At 70.8% G+C, this 26,522-nt stretch carries 30 protein-coding genes; 18 read left to right on the top strand and 12 right to left on the bottom strand.

Annotated features, from left to right (window positions below):
• Window positions 1-6 precede the first annotated feature (6 nt).
• Window positions 7-594 (top strand): nitroreductase family protein, encoded by a 588-nt coding sequence (locus ACIA8L_RS33645; protein ID WP_395910753.1) that lies wholly within the window; start codon window positions 7-9, stop codon window positions 592-594.
• Window positions 595-643: 49 nt separating this feature from the next.
• Complete coding sequence (locus ACIA8L_RS33640) at window positions 644-1,426, top strand: SMI1/KNR4 family protein (protein WP_395910752.1); 783 nt, start codon at window positions 644-646, stop codon at window positions 1,424-1,426.
• A gap of 138 nt (window positions 1,427-1,564) precedes the next feature.
• Here ACIA8L_RS33640 and ACIA8L_RS33635 read toward each other — a convergent pair whose 3' ends face one another.
• Together ACIA8L_RS33635 and ACIA8L_RS33630 are read right to left on the bottom strand one after the other, a co-directional pair.
• Window positions 1,565-3,412, bottom strand: a complete 1,848-nt coding sequence (locus tag ACIA8L_RS33635; RefSeq protein ID WP_395910750.1) for a transglycosylase domain-containing protein — start codon at window positions 3,410-3,412, stop codon at window positions 1,565-1,567.
• A 52-nt stretch (window positions 3,413-3,464) separates the two neighbouring features.
• Window positions 3,465-4,523, bottom strand: a complete 1,059-nt coding sequence (locus ACIA8L_RS33630; protein ID WP_395910748.1) for a serine hydrolase domain-containing protein — start codon at window positions 4,521-4,523, stop codon at window positions 3,465-3,467.
• 64 nt (window positions 4,524-4,587) lie between these two features.
• Between ACIA8L_RS33630 and ACIA8L_RS33625 the strand changes: the two genes are divergently transcribed.
• On the top strand, window positions 4,588-4,911 hold the full coding sequence (locus ACIA8L_RS33625; protein WP_395910746.1) for an L-rhamnose mutarotase: 324 nt from the start codon (window positions 4,588-4,590) through the stop codon (window positions 4,909-4,911).
• Between the two features lie 6 nt (window positions 4,912-4,917).
• Here the strand turns inward: ACIA8L_RS33625 and ACIA8L_RS33620 are convergent, their stop codons facing one another.
• Window positions 4,918-5,376 (bottom strand): MarR family winged helix-turn-helix transcriptional regulator, encoded by a 459-nt coding sequence (locus ACIA8L_RS33620; protein WP_395910744.1) that lies wholly within the window; start codon window positions 5,374-5,376, stop codon window positions 4,918-4,920.
• Window positions 5,377-5,453: 77 nt separating this feature from the next.
• Here ACIA8L_RS33620 and ACIA8L_RS33615 point away from each other — a divergent pair, with 77 nt between their 5' ends.
• Window positions 5,454-6,728, top strand: coding sequence for an FAD-dependent oxidoreductase (locus ACIA8L_RS33615; RefSeq protein ID WP_395910743.1), 1,275 nt, complete (start codon window positions 5,454-5,456; stop codon window positions 6,726-6,728).
• A gap of 35 nt (window positions 6,729-6,763) precedes the next feature.
• Here ACIA8L_RS33615 and ACIA8L_RS33610 read toward each other — a convergent pair whose 3' ends face one another.
• Entirely contained in the window at window positions 6,764-7,213 is a 450-nt protein-coding gene (locus ACIA8L_RS33610; RefSeq protein ID WP_395910742.1) for a MarR family winged helix-turn-helix transcriptional regulator, read from the bottom strand.
• 94 nt (window positions 7,214-7,307) lie between these two features.
• Between ACIA8L_RS33610 and ACIA8L_RS33605 the strand changes: the two genes are divergently transcribed.
• Window positions 7,308-7,556, top strand: coding sequence for a hypothetical protein (locus ACIA8L_RS33605; RefSeq protein ID WP_395910741.1), 249 nt, complete (start codon window positions 7,308-7,310; stop codon window positions 7,554-7,556).
• Between the two features lie 1,522 nt (window positions 7,557-9,078).
• Here the strand turns inward: ACIA8L_RS33605 and ACIA8L_RS33600 are convergent.
• A complete protein-coding gene (locus ACIA8L_RS33600; RefSeq protein WP_395910739.1) occupies window positions 9,079-9,585 on the bottom strand; it encodes a MarR family winged helix-turn-helix transcriptional regulator in 507 nt (168 codons plus the stop codon).
• A 69-nt stretch (window positions 9,586-9,654) separates the two neighbouring features.
• On the opposite strand from ACIA8L_RS33600, the gene ACIA8L_RS33595 reads away from it, so the two are divergent.
• From ACIA8L_RS33595 to ACIA8L_RS33585, 3 genes are all read left to right on the top strand, one after another.
• Window positions 9,655-10,422: an SDR family NAD(P)-dependent oxidoreductase gene (locus ACIA8L_RS33595; RefSeq protein WP_395910737.1), complete on the top strand. Its 768-nt coding sequence runs from the start codon at window positions 9,655-9,657 to the stop codon at window positions 10,420-10,422.
• Complete coding sequence (locus ACIA8L_RS33590; RefSeq protein ID WP_395910735.1) at window positions 10,419-10,595, top strand: hypothetical protein; 177 nt, start codon at window positions 10,419-10,421, stop codon at window positions 10,593-10,595. The genes ACIA8L_RS33595 and ACIA8L_RS33590 overlap by 4 nt, the downstream gene beginning before the upstream one ends.
• Window positions 10,596-10,663: 68 nt before the next feature.
• Window positions 10,664-11,290 carry a DUF4386 domain-containing protein gene (locus ACIA8L_RS33585; RefSeq protein WP_395910733.1) on the top strand — a complete coding sequence of 209 codons (627 nt, stop codon included), beginning with the start codon at window positions 10,664-10,666 and terminating at the stop codon, window positions 11,288-11,290.
• 875 nt (window positions 11,291-12,165) lie between these two features.
• On the opposite strand, the gene ACIA8L_RS33580 is transcribed toward ACIA8L_RS33585, so the two are convergent.
• Complete coding sequence (locus ACIA8L_RS33580; RefSeq protein ID WP_395910731.1) at window positions 12,166-12,846, bottom strand: NUDIX domain-containing protein; 681 nt, start codon at window positions 12,844-12,846, stop codon at window positions 12,166-12,168.
• 76 nt (window positions 12,847-12,922) lie between these two features.
• On the opposite strand from ACIA8L_RS33580, the gene ACIA8L_RS33575 reads away from it, so the two are divergent.
• The 10 genes from ACIA8L_RS33575 to ACIA8L_RS33530 all read left to right on the top strand — a co-directional run bounded on the left by ACIA8L_RS33575 (window position 12,923) and on the right by ACIA8L_RS33530 (window position 22,804).
• Window positions 12,923-13,948 (top strand): SPFH domain-containing protein, encoded by a 1,026-nt coding sequence (locus ACIA8L_RS33575; protein WP_395910729.1) that lies wholly within the window; start codon window positions 12,923-12,925, stop codon window positions 13,946-13,948.
• 177 nt (window positions 13,949-14,125) lie between these two features.
• Window positions 14,126-15,010, top strand: coding sequence for a hypothetical protein (locus tag ACIA8L_RS33570; protein WP_395910728.1), 885 nt, complete (start codon window positions 14,126-14,128; stop codon window positions 15,008-15,010).
• A gap of 2 nt (window positions 15,011-15,012) precedes the next feature.
• Entirely contained in the window at window positions 15,013-15,879 is an 867-nt protein-coding gene (locus ACIA8L_RS33565; protein WP_395910945.1) for an oxidoreductase, read from the top strand.
• A complete protein-coding gene (locus ACIA8L_RS33560; RefSeq protein ID WP_395910726.1) occupies window positions 15,876-16,484 on the top strand; it encodes a PadR family transcriptional regulator in 609 nt (202 codons plus the stop codon). The genes ACIA8L_RS33565 and ACIA8L_RS33560 overlap by 4 nt, the downstream gene beginning before the upstream one ends.
• Window positions 16,485-16,598: 114 nt before the next feature.
• Window positions 16,599-17,840, top strand: coding sequence for an FAD-dependent oxidoreductase (locus tag ACIA8L_RS33555; RefSeq protein ID WP_395910725.1), 1,242 nt, complete (start codon window positions 16,599-16,601; stop codon window positions 17,838-17,840).
• 359 nt (window positions 17,841-18,199) lie between these two features.
• A complete protein-coding gene (locus tag ACIA8L_RS33550) occupies window positions 18,200-19,540 on the top strand; it encodes a S8 family serine peptidase (protein ID WP_395910723.1) in 1,341 nt (446 codons plus the stop codon).
• Window positions 19,541-19,558: 18 nt separating this feature from the next.
• Entirely contained in the window at window positions 19,559-19,756 is a 198-nt protein-coding gene (locus ACIA8L_RS33545) for a helix-hairpin-helix domain-containing protein (protein ID WP_395910721.1), read from the top strand.
• Window positions 19,757-19,792: 36 nt separating this feature from the next.
• Window positions 19,793-20,986 carry an endonuclease/exonuclease/phosphatase family protein gene (locus ACIA8L_RS33540; RefSeq protein WP_395910720.1) on the top strand — a complete coding sequence of 398 codons (1,194 nt, stop codon included), beginning with the start codon at window positions 19,793-19,795 and terminating at the stop codon, window positions 20,984-20,986.
• A 73-nt stretch (window positions 20,987-21,059) separates the two neighbouring features.
• Window positions 21,060-21,908 carry an NAD(P)-dependent oxidoreductase gene (locus ACIA8L_RS33535; RefSeq protein WP_395910718.1) on the top strand — a complete coding sequence of 283 codons (849 nt, stop codon included), beginning with the start codon at window positions 21,060-21,062 and terminating at the stop codon, window positions 21,906-21,908.
• 122 nt (window positions 21,909-22,030) lie between these two features.
• Window positions 22,031-22,804 (top strand): phosphotransferase, encoded by a 774-nt coding sequence (locus ACIA8L_RS33530; RefSeq protein WP_395910716.1) that lies wholly within the window; start codon window positions 22,031-22,033, stop codon window positions 22,802-22,804.
• Here ACIA8L_RS33530 and ACIA8L_RS33525 read toward each other — a convergent pair.
• The 6 genes from ACIA8L_RS33525 to ACIA8L_RS33500 form a co-directional block, all read right to left on the bottom strand.
• Window positions 22,770-23,405, bottom strand: a complete 636-nt coding sequence (locus ACIA8L_RS33525) for a DUF2306 domain-containing protein (RefSeq protein ID WP_395910714.1) — start codon at window positions 23,403-23,405, stop codon at window positions 22,770-22,772. The genes ACIA8L_RS33530 and ACIA8L_RS33525 overlap by 35 nt on opposite strands.
• Entirely contained in the window at window positions 23,402-23,761 is a 360-nt protein-coding gene (locus ACIA8L_RS33520) for a hypothetical protein (RefSeq protein WP_395910712.1), read from the bottom strand. The genes ACIA8L_RS33525 and ACIA8L_RS33520 overlap by 4 nt, the downstream gene beginning before the upstream one ends.
• Window positions 23,762-23,834: 73 nt before the next feature.
• Window positions 23,835-24,221 carry a ricin-type beta-trefoil lectin domain protein gene (locus ACIA8L_RS33515; protein ID WP_395910711.1) on the bottom strand — a complete coding sequence of 129 codons (387 nt, stop codon included), beginning with the start codon at window positions 24,219-24,221 and terminating at the stop codon, window positions 23,835-23,837.
• Entirely contained in the window at window positions 24,128-25,075 is a 948-nt protein-coding gene (locus tag ACIA8L_RS33510; RefSeq protein WP_395910709.1) for a hypothetical protein, read from the bottom strand. Before ACIA8L_RS33510 ends, ACIA8L_RS33515 begins: the two co-directional genes overlap by 94 nt.
• Window positions 25,039-25,359 (bottom strand): YciI family protein, encoded by a 321-nt coding sequence (locus ACIA8L_RS33505; RefSeq protein ID WP_395910707.1) that lies wholly within the window; start codon window positions 25,357-25,359, stop codon window positions 25,039-25,041. Before ACIA8L_RS33505 ends, ACIA8L_RS33510 begins: the two co-directional genes overlap by 37 nt.
• Window positions 25,360-25,380: 21 nt before the next feature.
• Complete coding sequence (locus ACIA8L_RS33500) at window positions 25,381-26,385, bottom strand: LacI family DNA-binding transcriptional regulator (protein WP_395910706.1); 1,005 nt, start codon at window positions 26,383-26,385, stop codon at window positions 25,381-25,383.
• Between the last annotated feature and the right edge of the window lie 137 nt (window positions 26,386-26,522).

Genomic DNA, 26,522 nt, shown 5'->3' with positions numbered 1-26,522 from the left:
GTCCGGGTGCCGGACGACCTGATCCCGCCTGGCCTGCATCCGCTGCTGGCCGCGCGCTGGAGCCCCACCACGTTCGACCCCGAGTTCGAGGTGGGTGCCGCGCAGGCCGAGCTGCTGGTCGAGGCGGCCCGGTGGGCGCCGTCGGCCGGGAACTCGCAGCCGTGGGCGTTCATCGTGGCCCGGCGTGGTGACGAGACGCATCGGCGGCTGGTGCGGCACCTGGCCCGCAGCTCGGGGCGCTGGGCGCCGTCGGCCAGTGTGCTCGTGGCGAACCTGGCGCACCGCTTCGTCGAGGGTACCGACTGGGAGTTCTCCGAGTTCGCCCAGTACGACCTCGGCCAGGCGGTCGCGCACATGACGTTTCAGGCGCAGGCGCTGGGCTTGTCCGTCCGGCAGTTCCGCGCCTTCGACCAGAGTGGCATAGCGAACGAGTTCAGCGTGCCCAGCCACTGGGAGGTCACTTCCATGTCGGCGATCGGCCGCGTCCCCGCCGACGCCGGCTCGCCGCCCCGCCCGGCTCCCGGCCCGCCCCGCGACCGCCGCCCGGTCGTCGAGCTGCTCTGGGCGGAGAACCGGCTCACGACCGACGGCTGAGCTCGGCCCGAGGTGCGGCGCGCCGGGGGCCGTTTTTACCCTGGACGGCATGGTGTTGTGGGATGTGCCGGCGTACCTGCCCTACGTGCAGCCACCGCTGACGGCCGCGGCGGTCCGCCGGGCCGAGGAGCAGTTGCGGGTCACGCTGCCGGCGGCGTACCTGGCCATGCTCGAGGTCCAGAACGGCGGGTCCCTGCGCGCGACCTGGCCGGGCTCGCCGCACCGGGCGCTGGCCGGGATCGGGCCGCACTTCCCGAGCATCACCCGCGACGAGGCGTGGTGGCGGTCGCCGGCCGAGGACGACGAGATGTGGGTGCCGCCGGGCGCGGACCGGCTCATCCCGTTCGACGGCGGCGGGCACTGGGACCTGTGCCTGGACTACCGGGGCGGTGCCGGCGAGCCCGCGGTGGTCATGGTCGACGTCGACGGGGAGGAGGAGACGCCGATCGCGCCCGACTTCGATGCCTTCCTCGCCGGACTGGTCGACGAGACGGAGGCGTCGGCGCTGCGGGTGCGCTCCGGGATCGGCCTCGACGACCTGGCGGCTTGCCTCGGCGACGAGCTCGGCTGCGCGTTCGTCGACCGCGGCGACTGGGCGCACGGCTACCGCCGGCTCCACGCCCGCCTCCGGGACGGCAACGCCCAGGTCTGGCTGAGCGAGAACCGCGTGCCCGCCGGCTTCCACCGCGAGGGCCGCCAGGTCGTCGTCACCACGGAGACGACCCTGCGCCTGCCGGCCGACCCGCGCTGCCGGATCATCGTCGAGACGGCCGACGACGACGCCGGAGAAGCCCGAAAAGCATTGCAAAATCTCGGCTTCGGTACCCCCTGAGGCCCGCGATCCCCACAGGTCCACGCAACCGTCGCCCGTCGTCGCCTGAGCCCGCGCGGCGATGCGGCGTCGACGGCGATCCGGGCGCCGACCCCATAAGCCCACGCAACCGTCGCCACTACGGCCCGCGTCAGTGCGTCAAGCGTTGCCGGCCTTCGGGTCGCCGACGAGCGCGGGCTGGTCGATGTCGGTCCGGGCGGTCCCCAGCGCGGAGCTCACGAACTGCCGGTAGATCGCGGCCGGCAGCGAGGTGCCGGTGATCGTAGCCCCGCCCTTGTCGACCAGCGGCTGCTCGTTCGTCTTGTTGCCGACCCACACGGCCACGGCCACCTGCGGCGCGAAGCCGGCCGCCATCGCGTTGCCGGTCCGGCTGGTGTCGGCGCCGAACTGCCACTCCCCGGCCGCGAGCGCGGTCGGCCGCCCGTCGGCGAGGCGCCCGGCCGGCTGCTGCGTCATGGCCCAGGCGACGTTCTGCGCGATCGGCGCGTCGATGGCCGGCTCGGACTGCTCGGTGGCCCGGTAGAGGGTCTTGCTGCCGTAGGTGATCTGGGCGATGAAGTGCGGTTTGGCCCGATTGCCGTCGGCGGCGAACGTCGCCATGGCGTTGGCCTCGTCGATGACCTTCACCGGGTACTGCCCGTATCCGATCTCCGTGCCGAAGTACTCGGGGAACAGCTCCTTGCCGGGCTGGTCGAGCGGCACCGCTTTGCTCCCGCCGTCGCGGCTGTTCACCCACATGGTGCCGATGCCCGCCGCGCGGGCCATGTCGATGACCGTCGCCGGCCCCGACTTCTCGGTCACCGCGAACAGCGGCACCCGCAGGACGTCGCGCTGGGCGTCCAGCAGCGTGCACGACGGCTTGCCGCCCGGGCACTTCTTCCCGTCCCGGATCGGGTTGCCGTTGCGGATCGTGCGACCGGATGCCGGGAACTCGCCCTCGGCCGGGGCCAGCCACTTCGACTCCAGCGAGATGCCGGCCTTGAGCGCCGCGGCCAGGGTGATCGGCACGAACGCGCCGCCCGCCGGGTGCCCGAGGGCCGCGTAGTCCATGGTCGTGCCGGCCGGGGTGCCGTAATACGCCAGCACCCGGCCGGTGCCCGGCTGCACCGCCACCGCGGCCGCCGTCAGGTTGGCGGGCTGGCCGCCCATCGCCGTGCCGACCGCGCCGAGCAGCGAGTTCTGCAGCTTCGGGTCGATGGTCGTGGTGATCCGGGCGCCCTCGCGCGGGACTTCGATGGCCTTGAACTCGTCGAGCACCTTGGCCGCGATGAGCCCGGCGTTGTCCTTCGGGCGCAGCGCGTCGTGCCGCTGCTTGGCGTCCTCGGCGGTGCGGGTGGTGCCCTCCGGGAACACGACCCCGGTCCCGGCCCCGGTCATGTTCTTGCGGATCTCCTCGAACCGCTTCCGGGCCGCGTCGGCGTGCACGGTCGGGTCGTAGGTGGCGTCGCCGGGCGCGTCCAGCTGCGCCGCGAGCATCACCGCCTCGCCGGGGGAGAGGGTCGCGGCCGGCTTGGCGTAGTAGGCCTGGGCGGCGGCCTCGATCCCGTAGGCCTGGCGGCCGAAGTACATCGTGTTGAGGTAGCGGTCCAGGACGGCGGCGCGGCCGTAGCGGCTCTCCAGGCGGGCGGCCTGGGCCTGCAGCTTCGCCGTCCCGGTGTCCGTGTCCGGCTGCAGGTGACGGGCGAGCTGCACGGTGATCCGGGTCGGCCGGCCGAACCAGTGCCCGTCGGGGAACCCGGGGTCCTGTGCGGCGACGACGGCCTCGGCGACGTACCCCGGCAGCCGTGACGTGTCGATCGCGACTTGGTCGTCCGGGCTGTTCCGGGCCATGATCGAGCCGTCGGCATACAGGACGTCGGTCGACCCGCCGGGCTCACCGAGCTCCAGCGGCGTGACGCTGCCGACGTAGATCCCGGCCGCGGCGGCGGCCCCACCGAGCAGCACCACAATGACCGCGGCTCCGACGAGCAGTTGCTTCCGGTTCATCAGCGTCAGTCCTCCCCATGGACGGACGCATCGTACTTGCTCGAACTTCGCCTTAGATACACGCCTCGATCGCATCGTAGACGGCGGTGCTGCGGTCATGGTCGGCGAGGTGCCTGGTCACGTAGGCCAGCCAGTATCCGCCGGGACCCACGAACCCGCCGGCCGAGGAGCCGCCGATGCCGCCCATGCCGACCCAGTTTTCATCGCGCCGCCAGCCCAGCGTCCACACCGCCTCCTCCTCGAGGAGCCGGTCGACCCCGACCGCCTGCGGGGCCAGGGCCTCGGTCAGCAGCCCGGCCGGCAGCAGGCGGGGGAGGGCGTCGTACACGCCGGCCAGCCCGCGGGCGCTCGCGTGCAGGTTGACCGCCGGCAGCTCCCCGCCGCGCCAGCCGGCCCCGTTGAGCACCGCGGTGTCGAGGAGCCCGGCCGGGTTGCCGAGGGCCCGGGCCCACAGGTCGCCGTGGCCGTGCACGGACTGCTCGGGCCAGTCCGGCGTCCCGTGCTCGACCTCGGCGCAGCGGCCCTGGTCCGCGGCGGACAGTCCGAAATGGACGTCGAGGCCGAACCCGCGGACGACGTCGCCGACGGTCTCACCGGTCGCGCCGCGCAGGATCGCGCCGAGAATGTTGCCGTAGGTCAGGGCGTGCTCGCCCACCGCGGTCCCCGGCTCCCATTCGAAGGGCGAGGCGAAGACGGCGTCGGTGCAGCGGGCCCAGTCGAGGCCCTCGGCGGCGCTCAGCGGCTCGGCGATCGCGGGCAGCCCGAGCTGGTGGGCGAGGGCGTGGCGGACCGTGCCCCGCGGGTCCCGGAACGCCGGGCAGTACTTCGCGACCGGCTCGTCGAGGCCGATCCGCCCGTCGGCGACCCGGGCCAGCACGGCCAGGGCCGCGACCGGTTTGCCCGCCGAGAACACGGTGACCAGGGTGTCGGCCGTCCAGGGTCGGGTCCGGGCGGCGTCGGCCCAGCCGCCCCACAGGTCGACGACGAGCTCGCCACCGGCGTAGGCGGCGACCGCGGCGCCTGTCTCGGCCCCCGACTCCAGCTGTGCCCGGAAGGCTTCGGCGACGGGTTCGAAGCCCTTCGCGACGGTACCGCCGACAGGATCCACCATGCTCGCGGACCTTACCGGCTCTCCTCGACGTGCGGCTCGCCCTTTTCTCGTTGATGCTCTTGGCATGCGTCGATTCGGAGCCGTCATCGGGCTGCGCCCCGAACACCGTGAGGAGTATCTTCGCCTGCACCGCCGGGTCTGGCCCGGGGTCGAGGCCCGCCTCACCGAGAGCCACTTCACCAACTACACGATTTTCGTGCGCGGGGATGTGTTGTTCGCCTATTACGAGTACACCGGCGACGACTATCGGACCGACGCCGCCGCGGTGGCGAACGACCCGATCACCCGTGAATGGTGGACGCTGACCGACCCGTGCCAGCAGCGCCTGGACGGGACCCCGGACGGTGAGCAGTGGGCTCCGCTGACCGAGGTCTGGCACCTGGATTAGCCGGGGTCAATCCTTGATGCGCTTCGCGTGCTCGTCGTACTGGCCGGTGGAGAACTCCAGTACCTCGATCATGCTCTGCAGGACCTCGTCGCTGTAGCGCCGCAGGAACTCGCCACCGGCCGTCACGATCGGCCCGTAGAGCTCCCACGCCGACTGTTGCGCGAGCGGGGTGGGGCGCACCGTCACCCGCCGGCGATCGCCCGCGTCCCGCTCACGGGTCACGTATCCGGCCCGTTCGAGCCGGTCGATGGCTGTGGTCACGCCGCCGGTGGTCAGGCCGGCCGCGACCGCCAGCTCGCCCGGCGACATGGCCGCGCCTTCGGGCTCCAGCAGCAGCTCCAGGCAGCGCATGTCGGTCCGGTTGAGGCCGAGCCGCTCGGCGACGCGCTGGTCGAGCAGGTCGACCGCCCGCTGGTACTCCTGCATCGCCCGCCCGAATGCGGCCACGAGGTCTTCCGAACTCACCCTTGCGATCCTACCGGCTTGCCTCGTACGCTAAGTAACTAGAAATTCTAGCGACTAGATCAGCGAGGTAACCTGACGTGAAGGTCATCATCATCGGTGCCGGTACCGGCGGCATGTGCCTGGCCCACGGCCTGCGCCGGGCCGGCATCGACGTCGCCGTGTACGAGCGCGACCGGACCCGCACGAGTGGCCTGCACGGCTACCGGGTCGGCATCGACCCGCACGGCTCCCAGGCGCTCAAGGCGTGCCTGCCGCCGGAGCTGTACCGCACGTTCGTCGACACCTGCGCCCTGCCCCCGAAGCGCTTCGCGTTCCTCGACGAGCACCTCCGCCCCACCCTGACGATCACGCTGCGTGAGCCTGCGGACGACGTCAACGACGAGAAGTCCGTGAGCCGCATGACCCTGCGCCAGGTGCTCTTCACCGGGATGGAGGACGTGCTGCATTTCGACAAGACGTTTCGGCGGTACTCGTACGAGCCCGACGGCCGCGTCACCGCCCACTTCGCCGATGGCACCAGCGCCACGGGGGACCTGCTCGTCGGGGCGGACGGGGTCAACTCACCGGTGCGCAAACAGCGGCTGCCGCACGCTCGGCTCGAGGACGCCGGGATCATCGCGGTCGCGGCGAAAGTACCAATGACGCCGGAAAGTCTTTCGCTTGTGCCTGACTGGTTGTTTCCGGGCATCGGCATGGTGCTGGCGCCGCGGGGAATGGCGTGCATTCTGCATTCGATGGAGTTTCCGTTCCTGGACCAGCGTTTTGACGGGGGTGGCGCGGAGAGCCTCCTGTTCGACAACACGCGCAACTACCTGAACTGGGGCCTGTCCGCCGCCACCGGCAAGTGGCCGGCCGATGTCATGGGATTGGCCGGCGCTGATCTGATCGGCCTGGTCACCGCGATGACGCCGAGCTGGGATCCGCGCTTGCACCGGCTGTTCGCGCTGACCGACCCGACCACGTGCTTCCCGATCAACATCCGCACGTCGGTCCGCATCCCGCCGTGGCCGACCGACAGCGTCACCCTGCTCGGCGACGCGATCCACACGATGACGCCGGGCCAGGGCGTCGGCGCCAACACCGCGCTACGCGACGCCCAGCACCTGGTGGAGGCGCTCACCAGCGGCCGGCCGACGCTCGCAGCGGTCGCGGACTATGAGCGCGAGATGCTCGACTACGGCTTCCGGGCGGTCGAGGCGTCCAAGGCGCAGACCGGCGGCGACCAGCTCGTCCACCGCCCGGTCATCGGCCGCGCGGCGCTGGCTTTCCAGCGCACCTTTTTGCGCGCGACCGACCGGATTCCGGCGATGAAGCGGCGCTTCGAGGCTTCGCTGTATGAGACGCGGGGCTGAGCGCTACTCAGCTATTCGCCTCGTTATTCGCTTCGTTATTCGCTTCTGGTGATCGCAATGACGCGTGTGAGTGCGGCGTGCAGCTGGAGGAGCTCGTCCATGGGCATTCCGAGCCGCTCGAACACCGCGGCCGGGATCTTCTCGGCTTCCCGCCGCAGCTCCCGCCCGCCTTCGGTGAGCGTCACCTCGAGCAGCCGCTCGTCGTGCCCGGCCCGCCCGCGGTGGATGAGCCCGGTCGACTCGAGCCGTTTGAGCAGGGGCGAGAGGGTGCCGGGGTCGAGCTGGAGGAGGCGGCTGAGCTCTTTGACGGACAGCGGCGCTTGTTGCCAGAGGGCCAGCATCACGAGGTACTGCGGGTGCGTCAGCCCCATGGGTTCGAGCAGCGGCCGGTAGAGCGAGATGACGTTCCGCGAGGCCACGGCCAGCGCGAAGCAGACCTGATGCTCCAGCGCGAGCGGATCCCGGCCCACTGCGTCCTCGGTCACGCGACTTCGCCTTCCCTTCGGTTGAGGTGTGCTGCCATACTAGCGGTACACCAACGATTGGTGCACCAATCATTAGCCCACCAAGGAGCTCGCGATGTTCGGTAGGAAGCCGTCTCCTGCGACCCCGACGTCGGGGGACCAGTCTTCGGGCAAGCGCCGCCCCGCCGCCAAACCGGACCGGGTGGGCACCTTCTTCTTCCAAATCTTCGGCCCCGCGACGGTCGAGGGCGCGATCCAGGGTTGGAGCCCGGAGGCCCAGGCCCAGTACAAGAAGATGCGCGAGTCCCACAAACAAGCCGCCGCCGCCCGCCGAACCACCACTCCCGCCCCCACCGACCGCTAGCTCTGAGAGGTCCACCGGGGCCTTTACGCCGGTCGGCCTTTCTCCGGTCCTATGGGCTCTCCCGGTCTCTTCGTCTCCCGGTCTCTTCGGCCTCTTCGGCCTCCCGGACTCTTCGGTCTCGCGGGGTCTTTCGTCTTTGGGGGTCTCCGGTCTCCAGCAGTTCTCTGATCTCGTTGCGCTTTTCCAGCTACGCCCGACGGATCCCTTGAAGCAACACCAGCCGACCCGCACCCACAGCGACGACAGCGAGGGCGGAACGCCAAACCACAATCCCAAACTCCGGCGTGGTCGCATGCCCAGCCCCAAACCGCCCACCAACCCCATCAAGCCCAGGAACACTGACAACCAGCGTCAAAATCGCCGCCAAAGCCATGACCGGCGCCACCCAAACCATCCGGGGCCGCTCAAAGGTCACCCAGGCCGCCCCCAGCAGGACCAGCGTCGCGGTAATCAACAACATAGCCATGGCCACGCTGACCGGCCGATGCCCATCGATCCGACTGGCCCCATGCAACGCCCACCCACTCCAAACAACCCCACCGCGCTGCAACAACGTAGCCGCCCCAAGGTCAGTCTCAACCGTGACGGTGTTGTCCTCCCGAGCCCAGGGCAACGCCAGCGCAAGCAGCGCGGCAACCGCTCCAACCAACGCGACAATCCGGCTACCAAGCCCAACAGCCCCAGCCCCAGCGCCTGTTCCAGCCCCAGAAGAGGACCCCACCTCAACCACGGAGCCGCCAACCACCCCAGCCAGCCCCTCGTGCGGTCCACTCATGCCCGTAGACCGTAGCCCCCACCCCGACGTACGTCACTAAAGTCCCACCCCCCAGCCCCACCTCCTAGCCCAGCCGCGCAGCTTCACCCAGTTCGGCGAGGCCATCGTGGCCAACAAGGGCCCGGCCGCGCCGGCGCCACCACCCCAACCGCCCACCGAGCCCCATCGCCCAGAGCGCACCCCACCGCACATGGCGCACCCGCAGCGCAGGGCGAACCCGGTTGCGCGGAGCGAGCCCGCCACCCAGAGCGAACCCGCAGCGCAGATCGAAACCCCACATCGCGGAGCGAACCCACATCGCGGAGCGAACCCGCAGCGTGGAGTGAACCCGCAGCGGCGGAGCGAACCCGGTAGCTTGGAGCGGAGCCCACAACAGAGCGAACCCGCTGCATGCCGCCCAGCCTGTGCAACGCGATCGACACGGACAACGCCGCCCGGCCTGCGCAACGCCGCCCAACTCTGCCGATGTGCCCGGGCACGCGCAACGCGGCTCGCCCACACACGATGCGCTCCGGCGCGGACAACGCCGCCCGGCCTGCGCAACGCCGCCCAACTCTGCCGATGTGCCCGGGCACGCGCAACGCGGCTCGCCCACACATGATGCGCCCCGGCACGAACAACGCCGCCCGGCCTGCGCAATGCCGCCCAGCTGTGGCAATGTGCCCGCGCCGCAGGTCTCCAGGAAAAGAGCCTCGGCGGTCATCGCTCGCGTGCGATGACCGTTCTCGCCTCGAGCGCCCCGCGCCGTTACTTGTCCTGGGCGACGGGTTTTCGACGCACGGCCGCTTGACGGTAGCCCGGATGTACGCCGGGAGTCAGGCCCTGCTGGTCGGCGATCCGCTGCAGTAACTCGGTCAGCTGCGCCCGCTCCTCCGGGGCGAGGGCGGTGAGCAGTTCATCGTCGTGTTCGGTGGCGATCGATCGCATGTCCATCATGATCTGTTCCCCGTCCACGGTCAGGTACAGCTCGTGGTGCCGGCGGTCGGTCGCGCCGGTCCGCCGCTCGACCAGGCCCTTGTGGCCCAGGTTGTCGATGAGCACGACGACGCGGCTCGGCACCACGCCCAGGTCGATCGCGACCGACTGCTGGCTGCGGCCCGGCTGGCCGGAAATCATCCGCAGCAGGCCGACCTCCGCCGGTGAGAGGCCGAGCTGCTGCACGCGGCCCGCGAACTTCTCGGCCGCGTGTGCGCCGAGTTGAGCCAGAAGGAAAGCCGCTCCTCGTGGCCGCCGGGGTTGCCCGCGTCGCTCCATGCCGTTATGGTACACCACAACGAACGATTCACTCCACTGAACTATTCATCATCAAGAAGGGAGTGCCTGATGTCGTTCACCAGTCATCCCGACCTCGCCGGGAAGGTCGCGCTCGTTACTGGCGGATCGCGGGGAATCGGCGCGGCCACCAGCCGGGCGTTGGCGGCCAACGGTGTGCGGGTCGCGGTCAACGGCCGTGACGCCGCCGCCGTCGAGGGCCTGGTCGGCGCGATCGCCGAGACCGGTGGCAACGCGCTGGCCGTGCCCGGCGATGCCGCCGACGCGGAAACCGTGCATCGCATCCATGAGGCAGTGGAGCAGGCGCTCGGACCGATCGACATTCTCGCCCCGTTCGTCGGCGGCCAGGGCCGGCCGGTCCCGACCCACGAGCTCGGCGCCGAGCAGTGGCGCGCCACCGTCGATGTCAACCTGACCTCGGTGTTCCTGGCCGTGAGTGCAGTGCTGCCCGGCATGATCGAGCGCCGCACCGGCACGATCGTCACCATGTCGTCGACCGCCGGCCGCATGCCCGGGCTGGCCAGCGCCGCCTACGCCGCGGCCAAGGCGGGCGTGGTCATGTTCAGCAAGCACCTCGCGTCGGAGGTCGGCCGGCACGGCATCCGCGTCAACTGCCTCGCCCCCTCGGCCGTCCTCAACAGCCGCATGCAGGAGCACATGAGCGACGAGCAGCTCACCGAGCTCGCGTCGCACTTCCCGCTCGGTCGCATCGGCCGGCCGGAGGACGTCGCCGAAGCCGTCCTCTACCTCGCCTCCGACGCCTCTTCCTGGATCACCGGCGCCACGCTGGACCTGACCGGCGGGCGGGTGATCGTATGACCGGCACCGCGCCCACGGGCCTGATGCTCAGGACGCCGGGCAGTTCGCACCTGGGCGCATTGGCGATCGTGTTTGCCGCGCTGTCCCTGCTCGGTGTCACCGGCGCCGAGTGGATCCACGTGCGGCCGGGGCTGCCCAGCACGACGCTGGCCGGCGGGGCGGTGATCGCATGACCAGCACCGTGCCTACGGGCCCGCGACGGCGGACGCAGGGCGGTCCGCATCTGGGTGCCTTGGCGATCGTGTTCGCGGCGCTGTTCCTGCTCGGCCTCGTGCTCAGCACGATCCTGGCCGGCGGCAAGCCTTACCCGTCCCCGTTTGGAGATGCGACAAGCATTCTCGTGTACTTCCGCGACAATGCGGATGCGGTCAGGATCGGCGGCGCGTTCCAGTTCGGCGCGGCCATCCCGCTGGCCATCTACGCGGCGACCGCAAGCGCCCGCCTGCACCAGCTCGGCATCAGGGTGCCCGGTCCGACGATCGCGCTCTCGGGCGGTCTGCTCGCCTCGGGTTTCCTGGCACTGTCGGGTCTGATCGGCTGGACGCTGGGCCGGCCCGAGCTGCACGCCGAGCCGGCACTGGTCCGAGCGCTCCAGATGCTGAACTTCGCCGCCGGTGGCGTCGGGCACGTCGTCCCGCTGGGCCTGCTGCTCGCCGGCATCGCCGTGCCGGGTCTGCTCGCCCGCCTCATGCCCGCGTGGTTAGCCTGGGCCGGCCTGATAATCGCGGGGATCGCCGAGCTGTCGACGCTGGCACTGCTGGTGGACGGCGCCGCGTACCTCTTGCCAGTCGCCCGCTTCACCGCGTTCGCCTGGCTCATCATCGCCGGCTTCCGCCTGCCGCGCCAAAGGGCCCGAGCCGAAGCATGACCAACCCCGGCGCTCCAGACCGCCGCGCGGCGAAGCACTCCAGACCGCCGCGCGGTGCGAGCACTTCAGACCACCGTGCGGCAAGAGCAGTTCAGACCACCGTGCAGTGTGAGCACTTCAAACCACCGTGCGGCGAGAGCAGTTCAGACCACCGTGCGCTCAGATCACCGTGCGGAGACAGCATTTCGGGCCATCGTGCGGTGTGAGCGCTTCAGATCAGCGTGCGGCGAGAGCGCTTCAGGCCACCGTGCGGTCAGAGCGCTCAGATCACCGTGCGGAGACAGCACTTCGGGCCATCGTGCGGTGCGGATAGAGCACTTCAGATCACCGTGTGGTCAGAGCGCTTCAGATCACCGTGCGCAGAGAGATTTCTGACCGCCGTGCGAGAGCGCTTCAGACCACTGTGGGTCAGAGCGCTTCAGCTCACTTTGCGGTCAGAGCGCTTCACGCTGTCGGCGCCCGTGGGGTGCGCGAATGCGTGGGTGCTGCATTTCCGTGGCCCCGCCGCTGTATCTGTCTGACCGGCTGTATCGGTCCGGCCCGGCTGTATCGGCCTGGCCTGGCTGTATCCGCCTGGCCCGGCTGTACTGGCCTGGCCCGGCTGTATCGGTCTGGCGGGCGTCGGGCATTGGGAAGCGGTTCTGTGCGAACGGGTGTGTGGTGTGGGCGTTTGCGGTTGGGACCTGCGCGATCCGGGGCTGTCGCAGCTGGGCTGATCGTCTGTCAACGGGCATCTGTCAGGCGCGGTTCGCGGAGAGCGAGCCCGGGTCCGTGGACACGGGTTTCATGGCCGCCGCGGCGGGGCGAAAGCGGGCGCTAAACGGGAGCTGGCATGTCGTGTCTGGTGGTCGGTGGGCTACTCGCGGAAGGAGAGGCTATTTCGGTGTCGGGGGGAGGGCTCTTAGGAGCGGAGGGTGGAGGACTGTTGCTGGGCCCTTCGTGTAGAGCTGGGCTGGGCGGCCGCGGTCGCCTGTGGTTGAGCGGCCGGTTGGGAGTACGAAATCTGGGGTTGTTGTGGCTTTGCGGTGGAAGTTCCTTGGGTCCAAGGGGGCCGACCAGACCGCCTCGTAGACCGCGCGGAGGTCGGCGATCGTGAACTCTGGAGGGCAGAACGCTGTGGCCAAGGAGGAGTACTCCAGTTTGGACCTTGCTCGTTCCACGCCGTCTTCCAGGATTTTCGCGTGGTCGAAGGCCAGCGGGGGCAGGTCGCTGATCGGGAGCCACTTCGCCTCGGCGGCGTCGGTGCCTGCTCGTGGGGTGGGGGCGGCTGGGAGCAGGGCCAGGTAGGCGACGGTCACTACCCTCGCCCTCGGGTCCCTCGACGGGGTGCCGTAGGTGGCCAGCTGCTCCAAGTGCGCGGCCTCCTGGTGGATGCCGGTCTCCTCGGACAGTTCGCGGATCGCGGCTTCCGGCAGATCCTCGGTCTCCTGCACGAAGCCGCCCGGCAGCGCCCAGGACGACTCGAACGGGGGGATGGCCCGGCGGATCAGCAAGGCGCACAAGGCGTCCTCGCGGACCGTGAGCATGACCAGGTCGACCGTGACCGCGAATGCCATGTATTTATCACCACGTTGACGAGAAAGGGCGACGACTTATATCGTCTACGTGACGATAACTCATGGGGAGGACGTCATGGCGGATGTGTCTCGGCGGATGTTCATGCGGCACCTGCGTGGGGCGCCGACCAGTTGGGTTCGGCACCACGTCGGGGGGAAGGTGCGGCACGAAGGGGTTGGGCAGTCGTTCTGGTACCGGCCGCTGACCGCCGTGCTCTCCGAAGTGCCCATCGATGATCGCGAGCTGCCGCTGCTATTCCACGCTCGCACCAGCGACTTCGCCGATGTCACCGTGCAGGCGACCGTGACGTACCGGATCAGTGCGCCGGCTACCGCGGCCGAGCGGCTCGACTTCTCCGTCGATCCCAAAGGTGGGCAGTGGCGGGCGCAGCCGCTGGACCAGGTGGCGACGCTGCTCGCCGAGCTCGCGCAGCAGCCGGCGCTGGACCTGCTCGCGCGGCTGCCGCTGACCGAGGCGCTGACGGCCGGGATCGCGCCCGTGCGGGAAGCGGTTTCGGCGGCGCTTGGCAGTGATCCGCGGCTGGCCGACACGGGGGTGAGTGTCGTCTCGGCGCGGGTCGTCGCCATCCGGCCCGAGCCCGACCTGGAGCGGGCGCTGCAGACGCCCACGCGGGAGGCTGTCCAGCAGGAGGCTGACCGCGCCACCTACGCCCGGCGGGCGCGGGCGGTCGAGCAGGAGCGGGCCATCTCCGAGAACGAGCTGCAGAACAAGATCGAGCTCGCCCGGCGGGAGCAGCAGCTCGTCGAGCAGCACGGCGCCAACACGCAGCGGCAGGCCGAGCTCGACGCGACGGCGGCGCTGGTCGCGGCCCAGGCCGAGGCGGAGCGGGCGACGGTTGCGGCCGTGGCCGAAGCCGATGCGGACCGGGTGCGGACCCAGGCCCGGGCCGACGGTGTGCGGGCGGTCGGGCTCGCGGAAGGGGAGGCGGAGGCGGCTCGGCTCGCCGCCTACCGGGATCTGCCGCCGGCGGTACTGCAGGCTCTCGCCCTTCGCGAACTGGCCGGGCAGTTGCCGGAGATCGGGCAGCTCACCATCACCCCGGACGTGGTCACCGACCTGCTCAACCGGCTGAACCGGTAACGGCCCGGGCAAAGAACAGCGGCGTCCAAAAGCCGAGCACGGCCGGCGCGGACCAGAGCGGCAACCAGGACCGAGCACGGCCGGCGCGGATGAGAGTGGCAAACGAAAACCGAGAACGGCCGGCGCGAAGAACGTGCGAGAACTGATGACGGCTCGGGCGAAGGAGAGCGAGATCCCATGAGCAGCCTCGCCCCGAGAGTTGTGCTCGTGTCGCGGCGCAGTGAGCTCGATGAGCTGCTCGCCCGGCATGGGACCAGGGCGGCGGCCGACTACTACCTGCGGCAGCGGGGGCGTGATCTCGACGAGGTCGCGGGTCGGCACGCGGCGTTGCGGCAGGCGTTGACCGTGGTCGGGTCGGGGATTCCGGCGGACTGGCGGCGGGGGCACATCGATCGGGAGGACCTGCCGCGGTTCCTGTTCGGGCCCGAGGACATCGTCGTCGCGGTGGGGCCGGACGGGCTGGTCGCGAACGTGGCGAAGTACCTCGACGGGCAGCCCGTCATCGGGGTCGATCCCGAGCCGGGGCGCAACCCGGGGGTGCTCGTCCGGCACGCTCCCGAGGCGATCCCGCGGCTCCTGCAGAAGAACCGAAACCTTGAGCGGCGGACGATGGTGTCGGCGAAGCTCGATGACGGGCAGGAGCTGCTGGGGCTGAACGAGGTGTACTTCGGGCACGTCAGTCACCAGTCCGCGCGGTACACCCTCAGGAAACCGGGCGGCGAGCACGAGCGGCAGTCCTCGTCCGGCGTGGTGGTCGGCACCGGGACCGGCGCCACCGGCTGGTGCTCATCGATCGTGCTGGATCGCAAGGGCGCGCCCGAGCTGCCGGAGCCGCAGGCGGCCGCGGTGTGCTGGTTCGTCCGGGAAGCGTGGCCGTCGCCGGCGACCGGGGCCACCCTGACCAGCGGGCAACTGCGGGAGGACGAGCGGCTGGAGCTCGGGTGCGAGGGGGAGCGGCTGGTCGTGTTCGCCGACGGGCTGGAGGGCGACCGGCTCGAACTCGCGTGGGGGCAGCGGGTGAGCATCGGCGTCGCCGAACGACGGCTCAACCTCGTCGTGTGACGATGGGGGGCGTGAAAACCTTCCCGCTGGGCAAACATGTCGTCCACCGCGTCGGGTTCGGCGCGATGCAGCTGCCCGGGCGCGGAGCCTTCGGGCCGCCCCGGGACCGCGCCGAGGCGCTCGCCGTGGTGCGCCGGGCCGTGGACCTGGGCGTCGACCACATCGACACCGCCCAGTACTACGGCCCGGACGTCGCCAACGAGATCCTCCGCAGCGCCCTGTACCCGTACCCGGACAACCTGGTCCTGGTCAGCAAGGTCGGGGCCCGGCGCGACGAGAAGGGCGCCTGGCTGCCCGCCGACCGGCCGGAGGAGCTGCGCGCGGGCGTGCTGGAAAATCTGCAGGCGCTGAAGATCGACCAGCTGCACGCGGTCAACTTGCGGCTGCACGCCAAGGACGCGCCGGAGAAGCTCGACGCGCAGCTCGACGCCATGATCGCCCTGCGCGACGAAGGGCTCATCGACGGGATCGGGATGAGCAACGTCGACGAGGAGCAGCTGCGGCAGGCCCTCGCCAAGACCGAGATCGTCTGCGTGCAGAACCCGTTCAACCTGGTCGACCAGCAGTCGCGGCCGGTCCTGGACCTGTGCCGCGAACGGAGCATCGCCTTCGTGCCGTTCTTCCCGCTCGGCGCGGCGTTCGGGCGGGCCCGGGTCATCGGGCACCCCAAGGTCAAGGCCGTCGCCGAGCGCCTCGACGCCACCCCGGCCCAGGTCGCGCTCGCATGGGTGCTCGCCGTCGCACCCAACACGCTGCTCATCCCCGGCACCGCGTCGCTGGAGCACCTGGAGGAGAACGTGGCCGCCGGCCGCCTCGAGCTCGACGGCGAGGCGCGGCGGGACCTCGATGCAGCCGGTACCCCCGGATGAAAAAACGGCAGGTCAGCAACCTCCTCGCGCTCGCCGTGCTCTCGTATCTGAGTCGGCAGCCGATGCACCCCTACGAGCTGTCGAAGACGCTGCGTAACCACGGCGACGCGCGCAGTATCAAGTTCAACCACGGCTCGCTGTACATGGTCGTCCAGCAGCTCGCCAAGGCCGGGTTCGTGGCCGAGCAGGAGGTCAACCGCGACGGCGCGCGGCCCGAGCGGACCGTCTACCAGATCACCGACGCCGGACGGGCTGAGCTGCGCGATTGGCTGCGGGAGCTGGTGGGGGAGCCGCAGCACGAATACCCGGCGTTCGTCTCCGCGCTGTCGCTGGTCGCCGCGCTGACCCCGAACGAGGTCGTGCCGCTCCTGCGCGCGCGGCTGGTCGGCCTCGCGGAGCAGCGCCGGGCCGCACAGGAGGTGATCGACACCTCCGAGGCGCAGGGACTTCCCCCTTTGTTTTTGATCGAGGAGGTGTACCGACTGAGCCTGCTCGAAGCCGAGAGCGTCTTCGTCACCGAATTCATCACCAAGATCACGGATCCCGAGAAGGGGTGGGGCCCGATGTGGGCCGCCGGCCACGGTGCGGAGTACGTCCCTGAATAGTTGACACTGACTAGTCGCCCATGGATAGTTGGAGTCAACTAATCCAAGTTGGCGCCAGGCGGCCGTGTCTTCACGGACGAGGCCTCTGCCGCCTGACGGAAGCGGGGACTGGTCATGGCCGGAATCGGCAAGGCGATCGTCATCGGCGGCGGCATCGGGGGTCCGGTCGCGGCGATGGCGCTGCAACAGGCGGGCATCGAGGCGACTGTCTACGAGGCGTACGACGGCCCGGCCACCGGAGTCGGCGGCGCCCTGAGCATCGCCCCGAACGGCCGGCAGGCCCTGGCCGCGATCGGCGCCGACGCGGCGGTGGCGGCGGCCGGCCGCCCGATGCGCGCGATGGTCATGCAGAGCTGGACGGGCAAGCGCCTGGCCGAGTTCGGCGCGCCCGAGCGGCTCCCCGCGCAGCTGCTGATCTGGCGCTCCGACCTCTACCGCGCCCTCTACGCCGAGGCCACCCGCCGCGGCATCCGCATCGAGCACGGCAAACGCCTGGTCTCGCTGCACGACGCCACAAACGCGCACGGGGGCGGAAGCGTGCACGGGGGTGGGGTGCGCGCTGCGTTCGCGGATGGCAGCACGGCCATCGGGGACGTGCTGATCGGTGCGGACGGGATTCGGTCCACGGTCCGTTCGGCGATTGATCCCGATGCGCCGGCACCGCGGTACGCCGGGCTGCTGGGCTTTGGTGCCCGTTGCACCGGCGAGGGACTGGTGCCGACCGGGCCGAAGATGCACATGGTTTTTGGCAAACGCGCATTTTTCGGGTACCAGATCGAGCCCGACGAGGCCGGCTGGTTCGCGAACCTTCCGCACCCCACGCCGATGCGGGCCGCGGAAGCGCAGCGGGTGCCGACCGAGGAGTGGCTGCGGCGGATCGCGGAGGCGTTCCGCGACGACCGCACGCCCGCGGTGGAGATGGTCCGCCGCTCCCGGCCCGAGGACCTGGTCATCACCGGCGGCCTCGAGGACATTCCGACCGTCCCCGTCTGGCACAAGGCTTCGGTGGTACTGCTTGGAGACGCCGCCCACGCCACGTCCCCGAGTTCGGGCCAGGGCGCGTCGCTGGCCATCGAGAGCGCCGTGCAGCTCGCCCGCTGCCTGCGTGACCTGCCCGTGCCGCAGGCCTTCGCCGAGTATGAGCGGATGCGCCGCGAGCGGGTCGAGCGCATCATCAAGATGGCCTCCCGCACGAACGCCGACAAGGCCGCCGGCCCCATCGCCCGGGTCCTGCGCGACGCGTTGATGCCGATCGCGATGAAGGCGTTCGGCGACCCGGAGAAGTTCGCGTGGCAGTTCGACTACCCGATCGACTTCGCCGCCCCGGTCGTGCCGCTCGCCGCCGCCGTCCGCTGAAGTCCGGTCGTCCGCTGCCGGGCTTACTGGCGATCGGTTGCTGGCCGTCGGCTCGTGTGGCCTCGTCGTCGAATGCTGACGGGTGTTCGGGGGATATCGCGGCGCGGCGGGTGACAGGGGGCGGGTGCGGTTCGGTGAGGATCGGGTCCGCGCCGATGACGATGGCGGCTTGCGTGCGGAACGTTGGGCTCATGTTACGGAAGACATGGTTCGGCGCCGCGGCGGTTGCTGTGGTGCTGCCCGTCGCGCTGGTCGGCGGTCAAGGCACACCAGTGGCAGGGCGACACGAGTCCGGTGCCTGGGCGTCGAACATCTGGATGGGTACGGCCGCCTCCGGTAGCGGGCTCACGCTCGCTGACGTGCGCGGGGCGATCGGGGCGAGTACTGGGGCGGCGGCGAGCCTGACCGGGGCCGGTGTGGGTGTCGCGCTCATCGACACCGGCGTGGCGCCGGTCGCCGGGCTCCCGGCCGCGCAGGTCGTGAACGGGCCTGACCTTTCGTTCGAGTCGCAGTCCGCGGATCTGCGGTACCTGGACACGTACGGCCACGGGACGCACATGGCCGGCATCATCGTCGGCAACGACACCGCGACCGGGACCGTCGGCCTCGCGCCGAAGGCGAAGCTCACCTCGATCAAGGTCGGCACGTCCAACGGCGCCGTCGACGTGTCGCAGATGATCGCCGCGATCGACTGGGTGGTCGAGCACCGCAACGACGATCCGGCGAACCCGATCCGCGTTGTCAATCTGTCGTACGGCACAGGCGGTACCCCCAATTATTGGACTGATCCTGTGCAGTTCGCCGCGGAGCAGGCGTGGAGGGCCGGCATCGTCGTCGTGGCCGCGACCGGCAACAGCGGTGGCCAGATGACGGACCCGGCGACGGACCAGTTCGTGCTCAGCGTCGGCTCCTCCGACACCAAGGGCACCGCCACGACCGCCGACGACACCATCTCGACGTTCACCAACCAGTACTCGGGGCTGGCCAGCAACCGCCGCATGGACGTGGTCGCCCCCGGCCAGTCGATCATGTCGCTGCGCGACCCGGGTTCGAACATCGACACGTCGTACCCGTCCGCGCAGGTCGGCGCGACGCTGTTCCGCGGCAGCGGCACCTCCCAGGCGACCGCGGTCACGAGCGCGGCCGTCGCACTGCTGCTGCAGGCCCGGCCGAAGCTGACGCCGGATCAGGTGAAGAACCTCGTGATGTACAACGGCAGCGTGCTCACTTCCGGCAATGCGGCCGGCCTCGGGTACCGCGAGGTCAACGTGAACACCGCGCTCGCCGCCACGACGCCGGCGTCGACGCAGAACTACGCGTGGTCGAGCGGTACCGGCAGCATCGAGGACGCCCGCGGCGACAGCCACGTGGTGCGCGACAACGTGACGCTGTCCGGCGAGGCGACCGTCTGGGGCCCGCTGACGACCACGGTCTGGGCTCCGAAGAGCGCGAGCCGGGACGCGTGGACCGGCGGCACGTGGATGGGCTACCGGCTGACCGGCGACGGCTGGACCGGCAAGTCGTGGGCCTCGAAGACCTGGGCCGCCGTGAGCTGGACCGGCTCCCCGTGGGGCGGCGCGAGCTCCTGGTCCGACCCGGACTGGAGCGGGCACTACTGGTCCGGGCACTACTGGTCGAACGGCACGTGGTCCGGCCACTACTGGTCCAGCGACGACTGGTCCACGGCGACCTGGGGCTGAGGACATAGCATCGTCCGCATGGACGACGCGGAGCTGGATTCGTTGCCGAAGATCGGGGCTCCGGCGACCCGGGCGCTGCACAACGCCGGCTACACCAGCCTGCGTCAGCTCGCCGGGGTCGCCCGGGCCGATCTCGCCAAGCTGCACGGCATGGGGCCGAAGGCGCTCGGCATCCTGGGTGAGGCCTTGGAGCGGCACGGGCTGTCGTTTAGCTGACCTGACCGAGCGTGGGCGGCTGCTACGTTGCGTGACATGCGGCTCGCTTCGTTCAACGTGGAGAACCTCTTCGCCCGGGCCAAGGCGATGGACAACACTGTGCGTGATGTCGGCGAGCCGGCGCTCGCGGCCTTCGAGGTCTTCAATCGGGTCGCTGCCCACAAGCAGTACACCAGCGAAGACAAAGTGGCCATGCTCGACGCTCTGGTGACGCTCGGCGTGCTCGTGCAGACGCGGGACGGGCGGCGGCTCAATCCGCGCCAGTTCGACACCGCGTGGGCGCTGCTGCGGGAGAATCGGGGTGATTTCCTCGCCGCGCCCGCGGACAGGGAGCCGCACATCGTGGCGTCCGGGCGCGGGGACTGGACCGGGTGGGTGGAGCTGATCACCGAGCCCGTCGACGAGGTCGGGACGCGGATGACGGCGCGGGTCATCAAGGACGTCGCGGCGGACGTGATCTGTCTGGTCGAGGCCGAGAACCGGCCGGCGCTGGTGCGGTTCAACGACGAGTTGCTGGGGCGGCAGTATGAGCACGCGATGCTCGTCGACGGCAACGATCCGCGCGGGATCGATGTCGGGCTGCTGTGCACGAACGGTATCGACATCGACTGGGTGCGCAGTCATGTCGACGTGCCCGATCCGGCGACACCGGGCAAGCGGCTCTTCAGCCGGGACTGCCCGCTGTACAAGCTGCGGCTCACCGGCGGGGAGACCCTCTATCTGCTGCTGAACCATCTGAAGAGCCAGTCGTTCGCGTCCGGCGACCCGGACCCGCTGCGCACACGGCAGAGCACCGAGGTCCGCGCGATCTACGACCGGCTGCGGGCCGACGGCGCGGAGTACGTCGCGGTCCTCGGCGACTTCAACAGGGGCCCCGACCGCAAGGACCCGAAGCTGCACCCGACCCTGGAGGCCCTGCTCGGCGCCGCGTCGCCGCTCGTCAGCTGCTTCGACCTGGACGCGTTCGGGGAGCTGTTCGACCCGAAGGACGACGAGCACGAGCGGCCCGGCACGTTCCAGTCCTGCACGATCTCCAACCGGCTCGACTACATCCTGTTCTCGCCGGAGCTGGCGGCGAAGGTGACCGGCGGCGGCGTCTTCCGCAAGGGCCTGTGGGGGAGTCCGGCGAACAAGACCCCGCCGAAGCTGTGGGGCATCTACCCGGAGCTCACCGAGGCCAAGCACGCGGCCAGCGATCACGCCGCCGTCTGGGTCGACCTCGATCTGTAGTCAACCGACTGCACAAGGTGAGAAAACGCGGACCGCAAAAACGCTCGGCCGCTCGGCGTGCAAGGATCGCGGCATGACTTTGGCAGTGCTGGGCACCGGAATCATGGGCGCGGCGATCGCCCGTAACTGGCTCAAGGCCGGGCAGGCGGTGCGGGTCTGGAACCGCACCCGCGCCAACGCCGAGCCGCTCGCCGCGGACGGAGCCGAGGTCGCCGGCACGCCGGCCGAGGCGGTCGCCGGGGCCGACCCGGTCGTGACGATGCTGTTCGACGCGGACGCGGTGGCCGACGTCATGCGCGCGGCCGCGCCCGGCCTCACGCCCGGCACGCTGTGGCTGCAGCTGAGCACCGTCGGCGCCGACGCCGCCGACGAGCTGGCCGGCCTGGCCGACGAACTCGGGCTCGTGTATGTCGACGCGCCCGTTCTCGGCACCCGCGGCCCGGCCGAGCAGGGCAAGCTCAACGTGCTCGCGTCCGGGCCGGAGGCGGTGCGGGCCCGGGTCGAGGAGCTCGCCGCGCCGATCGCGGCGAAGGTCACCTGGGTGGGGGAGGCCGGGCAGGGCAGCCGGGTCAAGCTCGTCGTCAACAGCTGGGTCGTGACCGTCACCGCCGCCCTGGCCCAGAGCGCCGCCCTCGCCGACGCGCTCGGCGTCGACTTCCTGCCGCTGATCGCCGGTGGGCCCCTCGACTGGCCCTACGCGCAGCTCAAGCATCCGCTCATGCGGGAGCGGGAGTACCCGGTCGCGTTCCCGGCCGCCGGTGCCGCCAAGGACGCCCGGCTCGTCGCCGAGCTCGCCGGCGCGCTGGGCGTGGACGCGGCGATGGCCACCGCCGCCCGCGGCCTGCTGGACGAAGCCGTCGCCCGCGGTCACGGCGACGATGACCTGGCCGCCGTCTACGAGGCCATCCGAGCACCCAAGTGACGCTGGCCCGCCGCCGAACACGGCCTGCGCGGCACCGGGTCCACCCCGACGCCGGCTGGGGTAGCGCCAACCCGGCCCGCACAGCGACGGCGAACGTGCTGGCTGCGTAGGATCGGTCCACCATGGACGCGGAAGAGCGGCTGGCCGGCGGCAACACGGGCGGGGCGGTCCGAGTGGGCGACACGGTTCGACGGGCGGCCGGCCCGTGGACGCCGTCGGTGCACGAGGTGCTGCGACACCTGGAGTCCGTTGGCTTCACCCGCGCCCCGCGGGCCCTCGGCTTCGACGACCGGGGGCGCGAGATCCTGTCCTTCCTCCCGGGCAACGTCGTGGGCGACACCCGGCCGTGGCCGTCCTGGGTCCACAGCGACGAGGCGCTGGTGCAGGTCGCCGGGTGGCTGCGGGAGCTGCACACCGCGATCGCCACGTTCACCCCGTCCGCCGATGCGACCTGGCGGGAGGGCGGCACCTGGCGGGCCGGCCTGGTGATCGGTCACAACGACGCCGCGCCGTACAACGCCGTCTGGGTCGACGGGCGGCTGACCGGCTTCTTCGACTGGGACTTCGCCGGGCCGGTCACCCCGGAGCAGGACCTGGCGTTCACCGCGTTCGCCTGGGTGCCGCTCCACGCCCGGCACGTCGTCGCCGCGGAAGGCTTCACCGAGCTCGCCGAGCGGCCGCGACGTCTGCGCCTGTTCCTCGACACACATGGCTGGAACGGGCCGGTACAGCAGTTCATCGAAGCGGTCCGGGGCCGGGTCACCGCCTCCGCCGACGGCATCCGGCGCCTCGCCATCGCCGGCGACCCCGCCTATCAGCGCATGGTCGAGCAGGGCGTCGACCGGTCCCTGGACACCGCGGTCAGCGAGCTGGCCGACTTTCCTTGCGGCGGATGAGGAGCTCGACCAGCAGCAGGTTGACGATCCAGCCCAGGGTCTGGCCGATCGGGATCATCTCGGGTGCGCGTTCGCCGATCTCGCCCGGTTCCAGGCCGCCGAAGGGGATCTGGGCCAGGAGCATGAGCGGGACCAGGATGCGGGCGGTCACGGCCAGGAACGTCAGGGCGTAGTTGCGCAGCATCCAGGCTCGGTGGGCGGTGAAGTCGCGGCGGCGGGCGGCCCGGTAGGCCAGGGCGGCGGTCGCCAGCCATAGGACGGCGGCGGTGGTCAGGCCCAGCTGGGTCAGGAGGCGGCCGGACCAGATCGCGACCGGGATCGTGGCCACGGCTGACGGCAGGACGCCGGCCAGGAGGTAGGTGCGGCCCAGCGCGCGGTGCAGGCGGCGGCGGGCGCGGAGCTTCGGGACGAACTGCAGCGGGCCCAGGACCAGGGCGACGGTGGCGGTGAAGATGTGGACGACCAGCACCGTGTACTGCAGCTGGTCGCGCACGTCGAGCCGGCTGTTCGCGATGTCCAGGCTCAGGTACGGGTAGGCGAGCACCGCGGCGAAGACGACGGCGACGGCCAGGACCAGCCACGGCAGCCGGGTGCGCGTCATCGGCGGCGGGCGGCCATCGCGGCGACCCCGGTGCCGGCGGCGAACAGCAGACCGATCGTCATCACGGCGGTACCGATGACGGTCCCTGGATTGTCTGACGTGAAGTTGGGCAGCATCTGGCCGGCCGCGGTCCCGCCGACCACGATCCACAGCGAGATCAGGACCGCGAAGATCGGGGCCCAGCGCCAGTGCCGGCGGCGGGACAGCAGGGCGGTCAGGGCGCCGAAGACGGCGATGAAGGCGATGCCCGGCGGAAAGGGGAAGCCGCCGAACTTGCCCGGGTCGGCGATCCACTGCACGACCAGGCCTAGGATGCCGACTCCCAGGCCCGCCAGCGAAAGCGTTGTTTTCGTCACCGTCCGAGGATGCGTGACCCGGGCCGCCGAGGCGTCCGCCCCGTGGCGGCCCGGGTGTACGTAAATCTGCGTATCAGCCTGTGGTCCAGCGCTGGTTGGACTGGGCGTTGCCGGTCCACAGGACCAGCTTCGTGCCGTTGGCGGTGGCGTTGTTGTCGGCGTCCAGGCACCGGCCCGACTGCGCACCCCGGACGGTGCCGTCGGTGTTGACGGTCCACTGCTGGTTGGCCTGGTCGATGTCGACGCGGCGGCCCGATCGGGTGCCGGTCGCCGAGATGCCGCCGGTGCGCGGGCGCAGTCCGATCGCGTCGAGATCGGGGGCCCAGGCGGACGCGTCGGCGAAGGTTATGGCGTTGGGCGGGGGTACTACCCCAGCGGATCCCAGTCGGTGGCGTAGCGGAGCAGGGACGAGGCGAGATCGGGGTGCGCGTCGGCCCAGACGGTGTCGAACAGGTACCACTGCTGAAATCCGAAGAATTCGTCGCAGTGCATGGCCAGTTGCGCGATGTGCGGTGACACCTCGAGCCGGCTCAGCTCCGGGCGGCGGCCCGACGTGAGTTCGTCCGATGCCGGGACGGCGACCGGGTCGGCGTTGAGGTTGAAGCCCGGCCAGAGGTTGCAACGTTGCAAGGCGGGGCCGATCGACGTGTCGTCCGCGGCGACCTGGGACCGCAGCACCACGAGCTCCGGCGGCCAGGCCTCGGCGTCCGGGGTGGTGGCGCGCAGGTGCGAAGCCAGCTCGGGCAGCGTGATGCCGGGGAACGCGAACGGCGGCGGGCAGTCGAGGCTGGCCCCGTCGTAGTACGTCAGGAAGACCGCGAACGTCGTGTGGTCGCCCGCGGCCTCGGCGATGATGTCGGTGGGCAGCGCGGTGGGGTGCACGACGTACGCGAGGCGGTCCGGCGACCGCGCGATCGCGACGTCGTCGAGGAAGAAGTAGGCGAGCTCGACCTCGTCGTCGTCGGTCCGCACGCGCAGGCTGTGCTCGTCGAGGCGGATGTAGTCGCCCGCCTCACCCTCGACGTAGAGGTGCTCGTGGAGGACCTTCCGCAGCTCATCGACGCTCGTCGGGGCCGGCAGGCGGTGCTCGCGGGCCCGCTCGAAGACGGAGTCGAGGCCGTAGACGTCGGCGCCGAGCTCGGCCTCGAGGAAGGCCTCAGCGTTGTCACAGGACCAGGCGCGGCGGAAGAAGTCCAGCACACTGCGGTCGGGTAACGGCCGGATCAGCTTGCTCCACGGGCCTTCGTAGTGCGAGCGGTAGACGAAGAGCACGGCGGTCAGTCCTCGGTGACCGGGGTCATGACGACCGTCCACGTGCGCACGGTCACCGCGAGCAGGCCCGAGCGGACCGCCTCGTCGTCGGTCTCGGCGAGCCGGCGGGCGTCCTCGAGGGTGGCAGTGGCCAGGACGGTCATGCCCTCGTCGACGGCGCCGTCGACATCGTCGAACGGCCCCGCCATCACTAACGTGCCGTCCTCCGCGCGCCGGTTCAGAAACGCCAGGTGCTCCGCGAAGCCCGGCTGGTCGGTGACCCGGACCCCCGGCTTGGCGGCCGGACCGGGGCGGTGCTGCAGGACGAACCAGATGCGCGGCGTCATGCCCACCAGGATCGCACCCGGTCAGACCAGAGGTGGCGGTGCGGTCGATGCCCGCACCACGAGCTGGGTGGCCAGCTCGATGTGCAGGGCGTCGAGCTCGTGCTGCTCCAGCAGCCGGACCAGCAACGACACGGCCATCCGGCCCATCTCCTGCAGGGGCTGGCGCACCGTCGTCAGACCCGTCGCCTGGGCCAGGTCCAAATCATCGAATCCGGTGATTGACAGGTCGTCCGGCACCCGCAAGCCGCGCTCGGCCGCCGCGCGCAGCGCACCGACGGCGGCCTTGTCGTTGAAACATACGAGCGCGGTCGGGCGGTCCGGCCGGTCGAGCAGCTCGGCCGCGGCACGATGGCCGCGCTCGGTGGTCGGCTCGACGCTGTGCAGCAGCTCCGGCTCCATCAGCACGCCGACGTCGGCCAGGGCCGCGTTGTGCCCGGCCAGGCGGGCGTCGCTGGCCAGCCACTCGGTCGGGCCGCCGATCACGCCGATGCGCCGGTGGCCGAGCTCGACCAGGTGGCCGGTGAGGCGGCGGGCCCCCGCGAAGTGCGCGGCCGAGACCGACACGATGTCCTTCGGCAGCGTGGTGCGCGGGTCGACGACCACGAACGGCATCCGCCGCCGCTGCAGCTCGACCAGGTCGTCGCCGGGCTCCGGGGGCAGGATCACGATGACGCCGGTGACGCCGTCGCGGCCGTCCAGGTCGGCCAGCAGCGGGGTGCGCTGGGCCGCCTCGCCGGCCGTGAGCACCAGCTGGCGGCGGTGCAGGGTGAGCGTCTCGGCGATGGAGGAGACGATCACGCCGAAGTAGTCGGTGAGCACATACGGGCAGCGCACGAACACCGTGCCGCCCTTCGACTTGCCGCTGACGCCGATCCGGGCCCGCAGCCGCTCGGCCGCCTCGTGCACCAGGTCTCGGGTCGCGGGCGTAACGGCGTGATGGTCGTTGAGCGCGCGCGAGACGGTCGCGATCGACATGCCGGTCTCGGCCGCGATGTCCCGCACGGTCACCCGCCGATGGCCGGCCATCGTCACCCCTCTTTCTTTTAGGACACTTGACAGTCAATCTCGCGCACGGTTTGCTGATGCCCAGCGATGTTACATGACGTTTCATTCCGTTACATCGCCTGTCGGCGTCCGCCCCGCCCACACAGCTTGGCCCTAGG

It is taken from the genome of Dactylosporangium sp. NPDC051541 (genome assembly GCF_044454505.1).
GTDB lineage: Bacteria > Actinomycetota > Actinomycetes > Mycobacteriales > Micromonosporaceae > Dactylosporangium.
Note: the sequence above shows the minus strand (reverse complement) of the source record. Positions and strands in the feature narration are given on the sequence as shown.

What these genes read in the sequence shown, in the direction of transcription:
- ACIA8L_RS33640 (WP_395910752.1), top strand. Translation starts at nt 644, where the DNA reads ATGGTGTTGTGGGATGTGCCGGCGTACCTGCCCTACGTGCAGCCACCG.
- ACIA8L_RS33635 (WP_395910750.1), bottom strand. Translation starts at nt 3,412, where the DNA reads ATGAACCGGAAGCAACTGCTCGTCGGAGCCGCGGTCATTGTGGTGCTG.
- ACIA8L_RS33630 (WP_395910748.1), bottom strand. Translation starts at nt 4,523, where the DNA reads ATGGTGGATCCTGTCGGCGGTACCGTCGCGAAGGGCTTCGAACCCGTC.
- ACIA8L_RS33625 (WP_395910746.1), top strand. Translation starts at nt 4,588, where the DNA reads ATGCGTCGATTCGGAGCCGTCATCGGGCTGCGCCCCGAACACCGTGAG.
- ACIA8L_RS33605 (WP_395910741.1), top strand. Translation starts at nt 7,308, where the DNA reads ATGTTCGGTAGGAAGCCGTCTCCTGCGACCCCGACGTCGGGGGACCAG.
- ACIA8L_RS33600 (WP_395910739.1), bottom strand. Translation starts at nt 9,585, where the DNA reads ATGGAGCGACGCGGGCAACCCCGGCGGCCACGAGGAGCGGCTTTCCTT.
- ACIA8L_RS33595 (WP_395910737.1), top strand. Translation starts at nt 9,655, where the DNA reads ATGTCGTTCACCAGTCATCCCGACCTCGCCGGGAAGGTCGCGCTCGTT.
- ACIA8L_RS33590 (WP_395910735.1), top strand. Translation starts at nt 10,419, where the DNA reads ATGACCGGCACCGCGCCCACGGGCCTGATGCTCAGGACGCCGGGCAGT.
- ACIA8L_RS33580 (WP_395910731.1), bottom strand. Translation starts at nt 12,846, where the DNA reads ATGGCATTCGCGGTCACGGTCGACCTGGTCATGCTCACGGTCCGCGAG.
- ACIA8L_RS33575 (WP_395910729.1), top strand. Translation starts at nt 12,923, where the DNA reads ATGGCGGATGTGTCTCGGCGGATGTTCATGCGGCACCTGCGTGGGGCG.
- ACIA8L_RS33570 (WP_395910728.1), top strand. Translation starts at nt 14,126, where the DNA reads ATGAGCAGCCTCGCCCCGAGAGTTGTGCTCGTGTCGCGGCGCAGTGAG.
- ACIA8L_RS33565 (WP_395910945.1), top strand. Translation starts at nt 15,013, where the DNA reads ATGGGGGGCGTGAAAACCTTCCCGCTGGGCAAACATGTCGTCCACCGC.
- ACIA8L_RS33560 (WP_395910726.1), top strand. Translation starts at nt 15,876, where the DNA reads ATGAAAAAACGGCAGGTCAGCAACCTCCTCGCGCTCGCCGTGCTCTCG.
- ACIA8L_RS33555 (WP_395910725.1), top strand. Translation starts at nt 16,599, where the DNA reads ATGGCCGGAATCGGCAAGGCGATCGTCATCGGCGGCGGCATCGGGGGT.
- ACIA8L_RS33545 (WP_395910721.1), top strand. Translation starts at nt 19,559, where the DNA reads ATGGACGACGCGGAGCTGGATTCGTTGCCGAAGATCGGGGCTCCGGCG.
- ACIA8L_RS33540 (WP_395910720.1), top strand. Translation starts at nt 19,793, where the DNA reads ATGCGGCTCGCTTCGTTCAACGTGGAGAACCTCTTCGCCCGGGCCAAG.
- ACIA8L_RS33535 (WP_395910718.1), top strand. Translation starts at nt 21,060, where the DNA reads ATGACTTTGGCAGTGCTGGGCACCGGAATCATGGGCGCGGCGATCGCC.
- ACIA8L_RS33530 (WP_395910716.1), top strand. Translation starts at nt 22,031, where the DNA reads ATGGACGCGGAAGAGCGGCTGGCCGGCGGCAACACGGGCGGGGCGGTC.
- ACIA8L_RS33525 (WP_395910714.1), bottom strand. Translation starts at nt 23,405, where the DNA reads ATGACGCGCACCCGGCTGCCGTGGCTGGTCCTGGCCGTCGCCGTCGTC.
- ACIA8L_RS33505 (WP_395910707.1), bottom strand. Translation starts at nt 25,359, where the DNA reads ATGACGCCGCGCATCTGGTTCGTCCTGCAGCACCGCCCCGGTCCGGCC.
- ACIA8L_RS33500 (WP_395910706.1), bottom strand. Translation starts at nt 26,385, where the DNA reads ATGGCCGGCCATCGGCGGGTGACCGTGCGGGACATCGCGGCCGAGACC.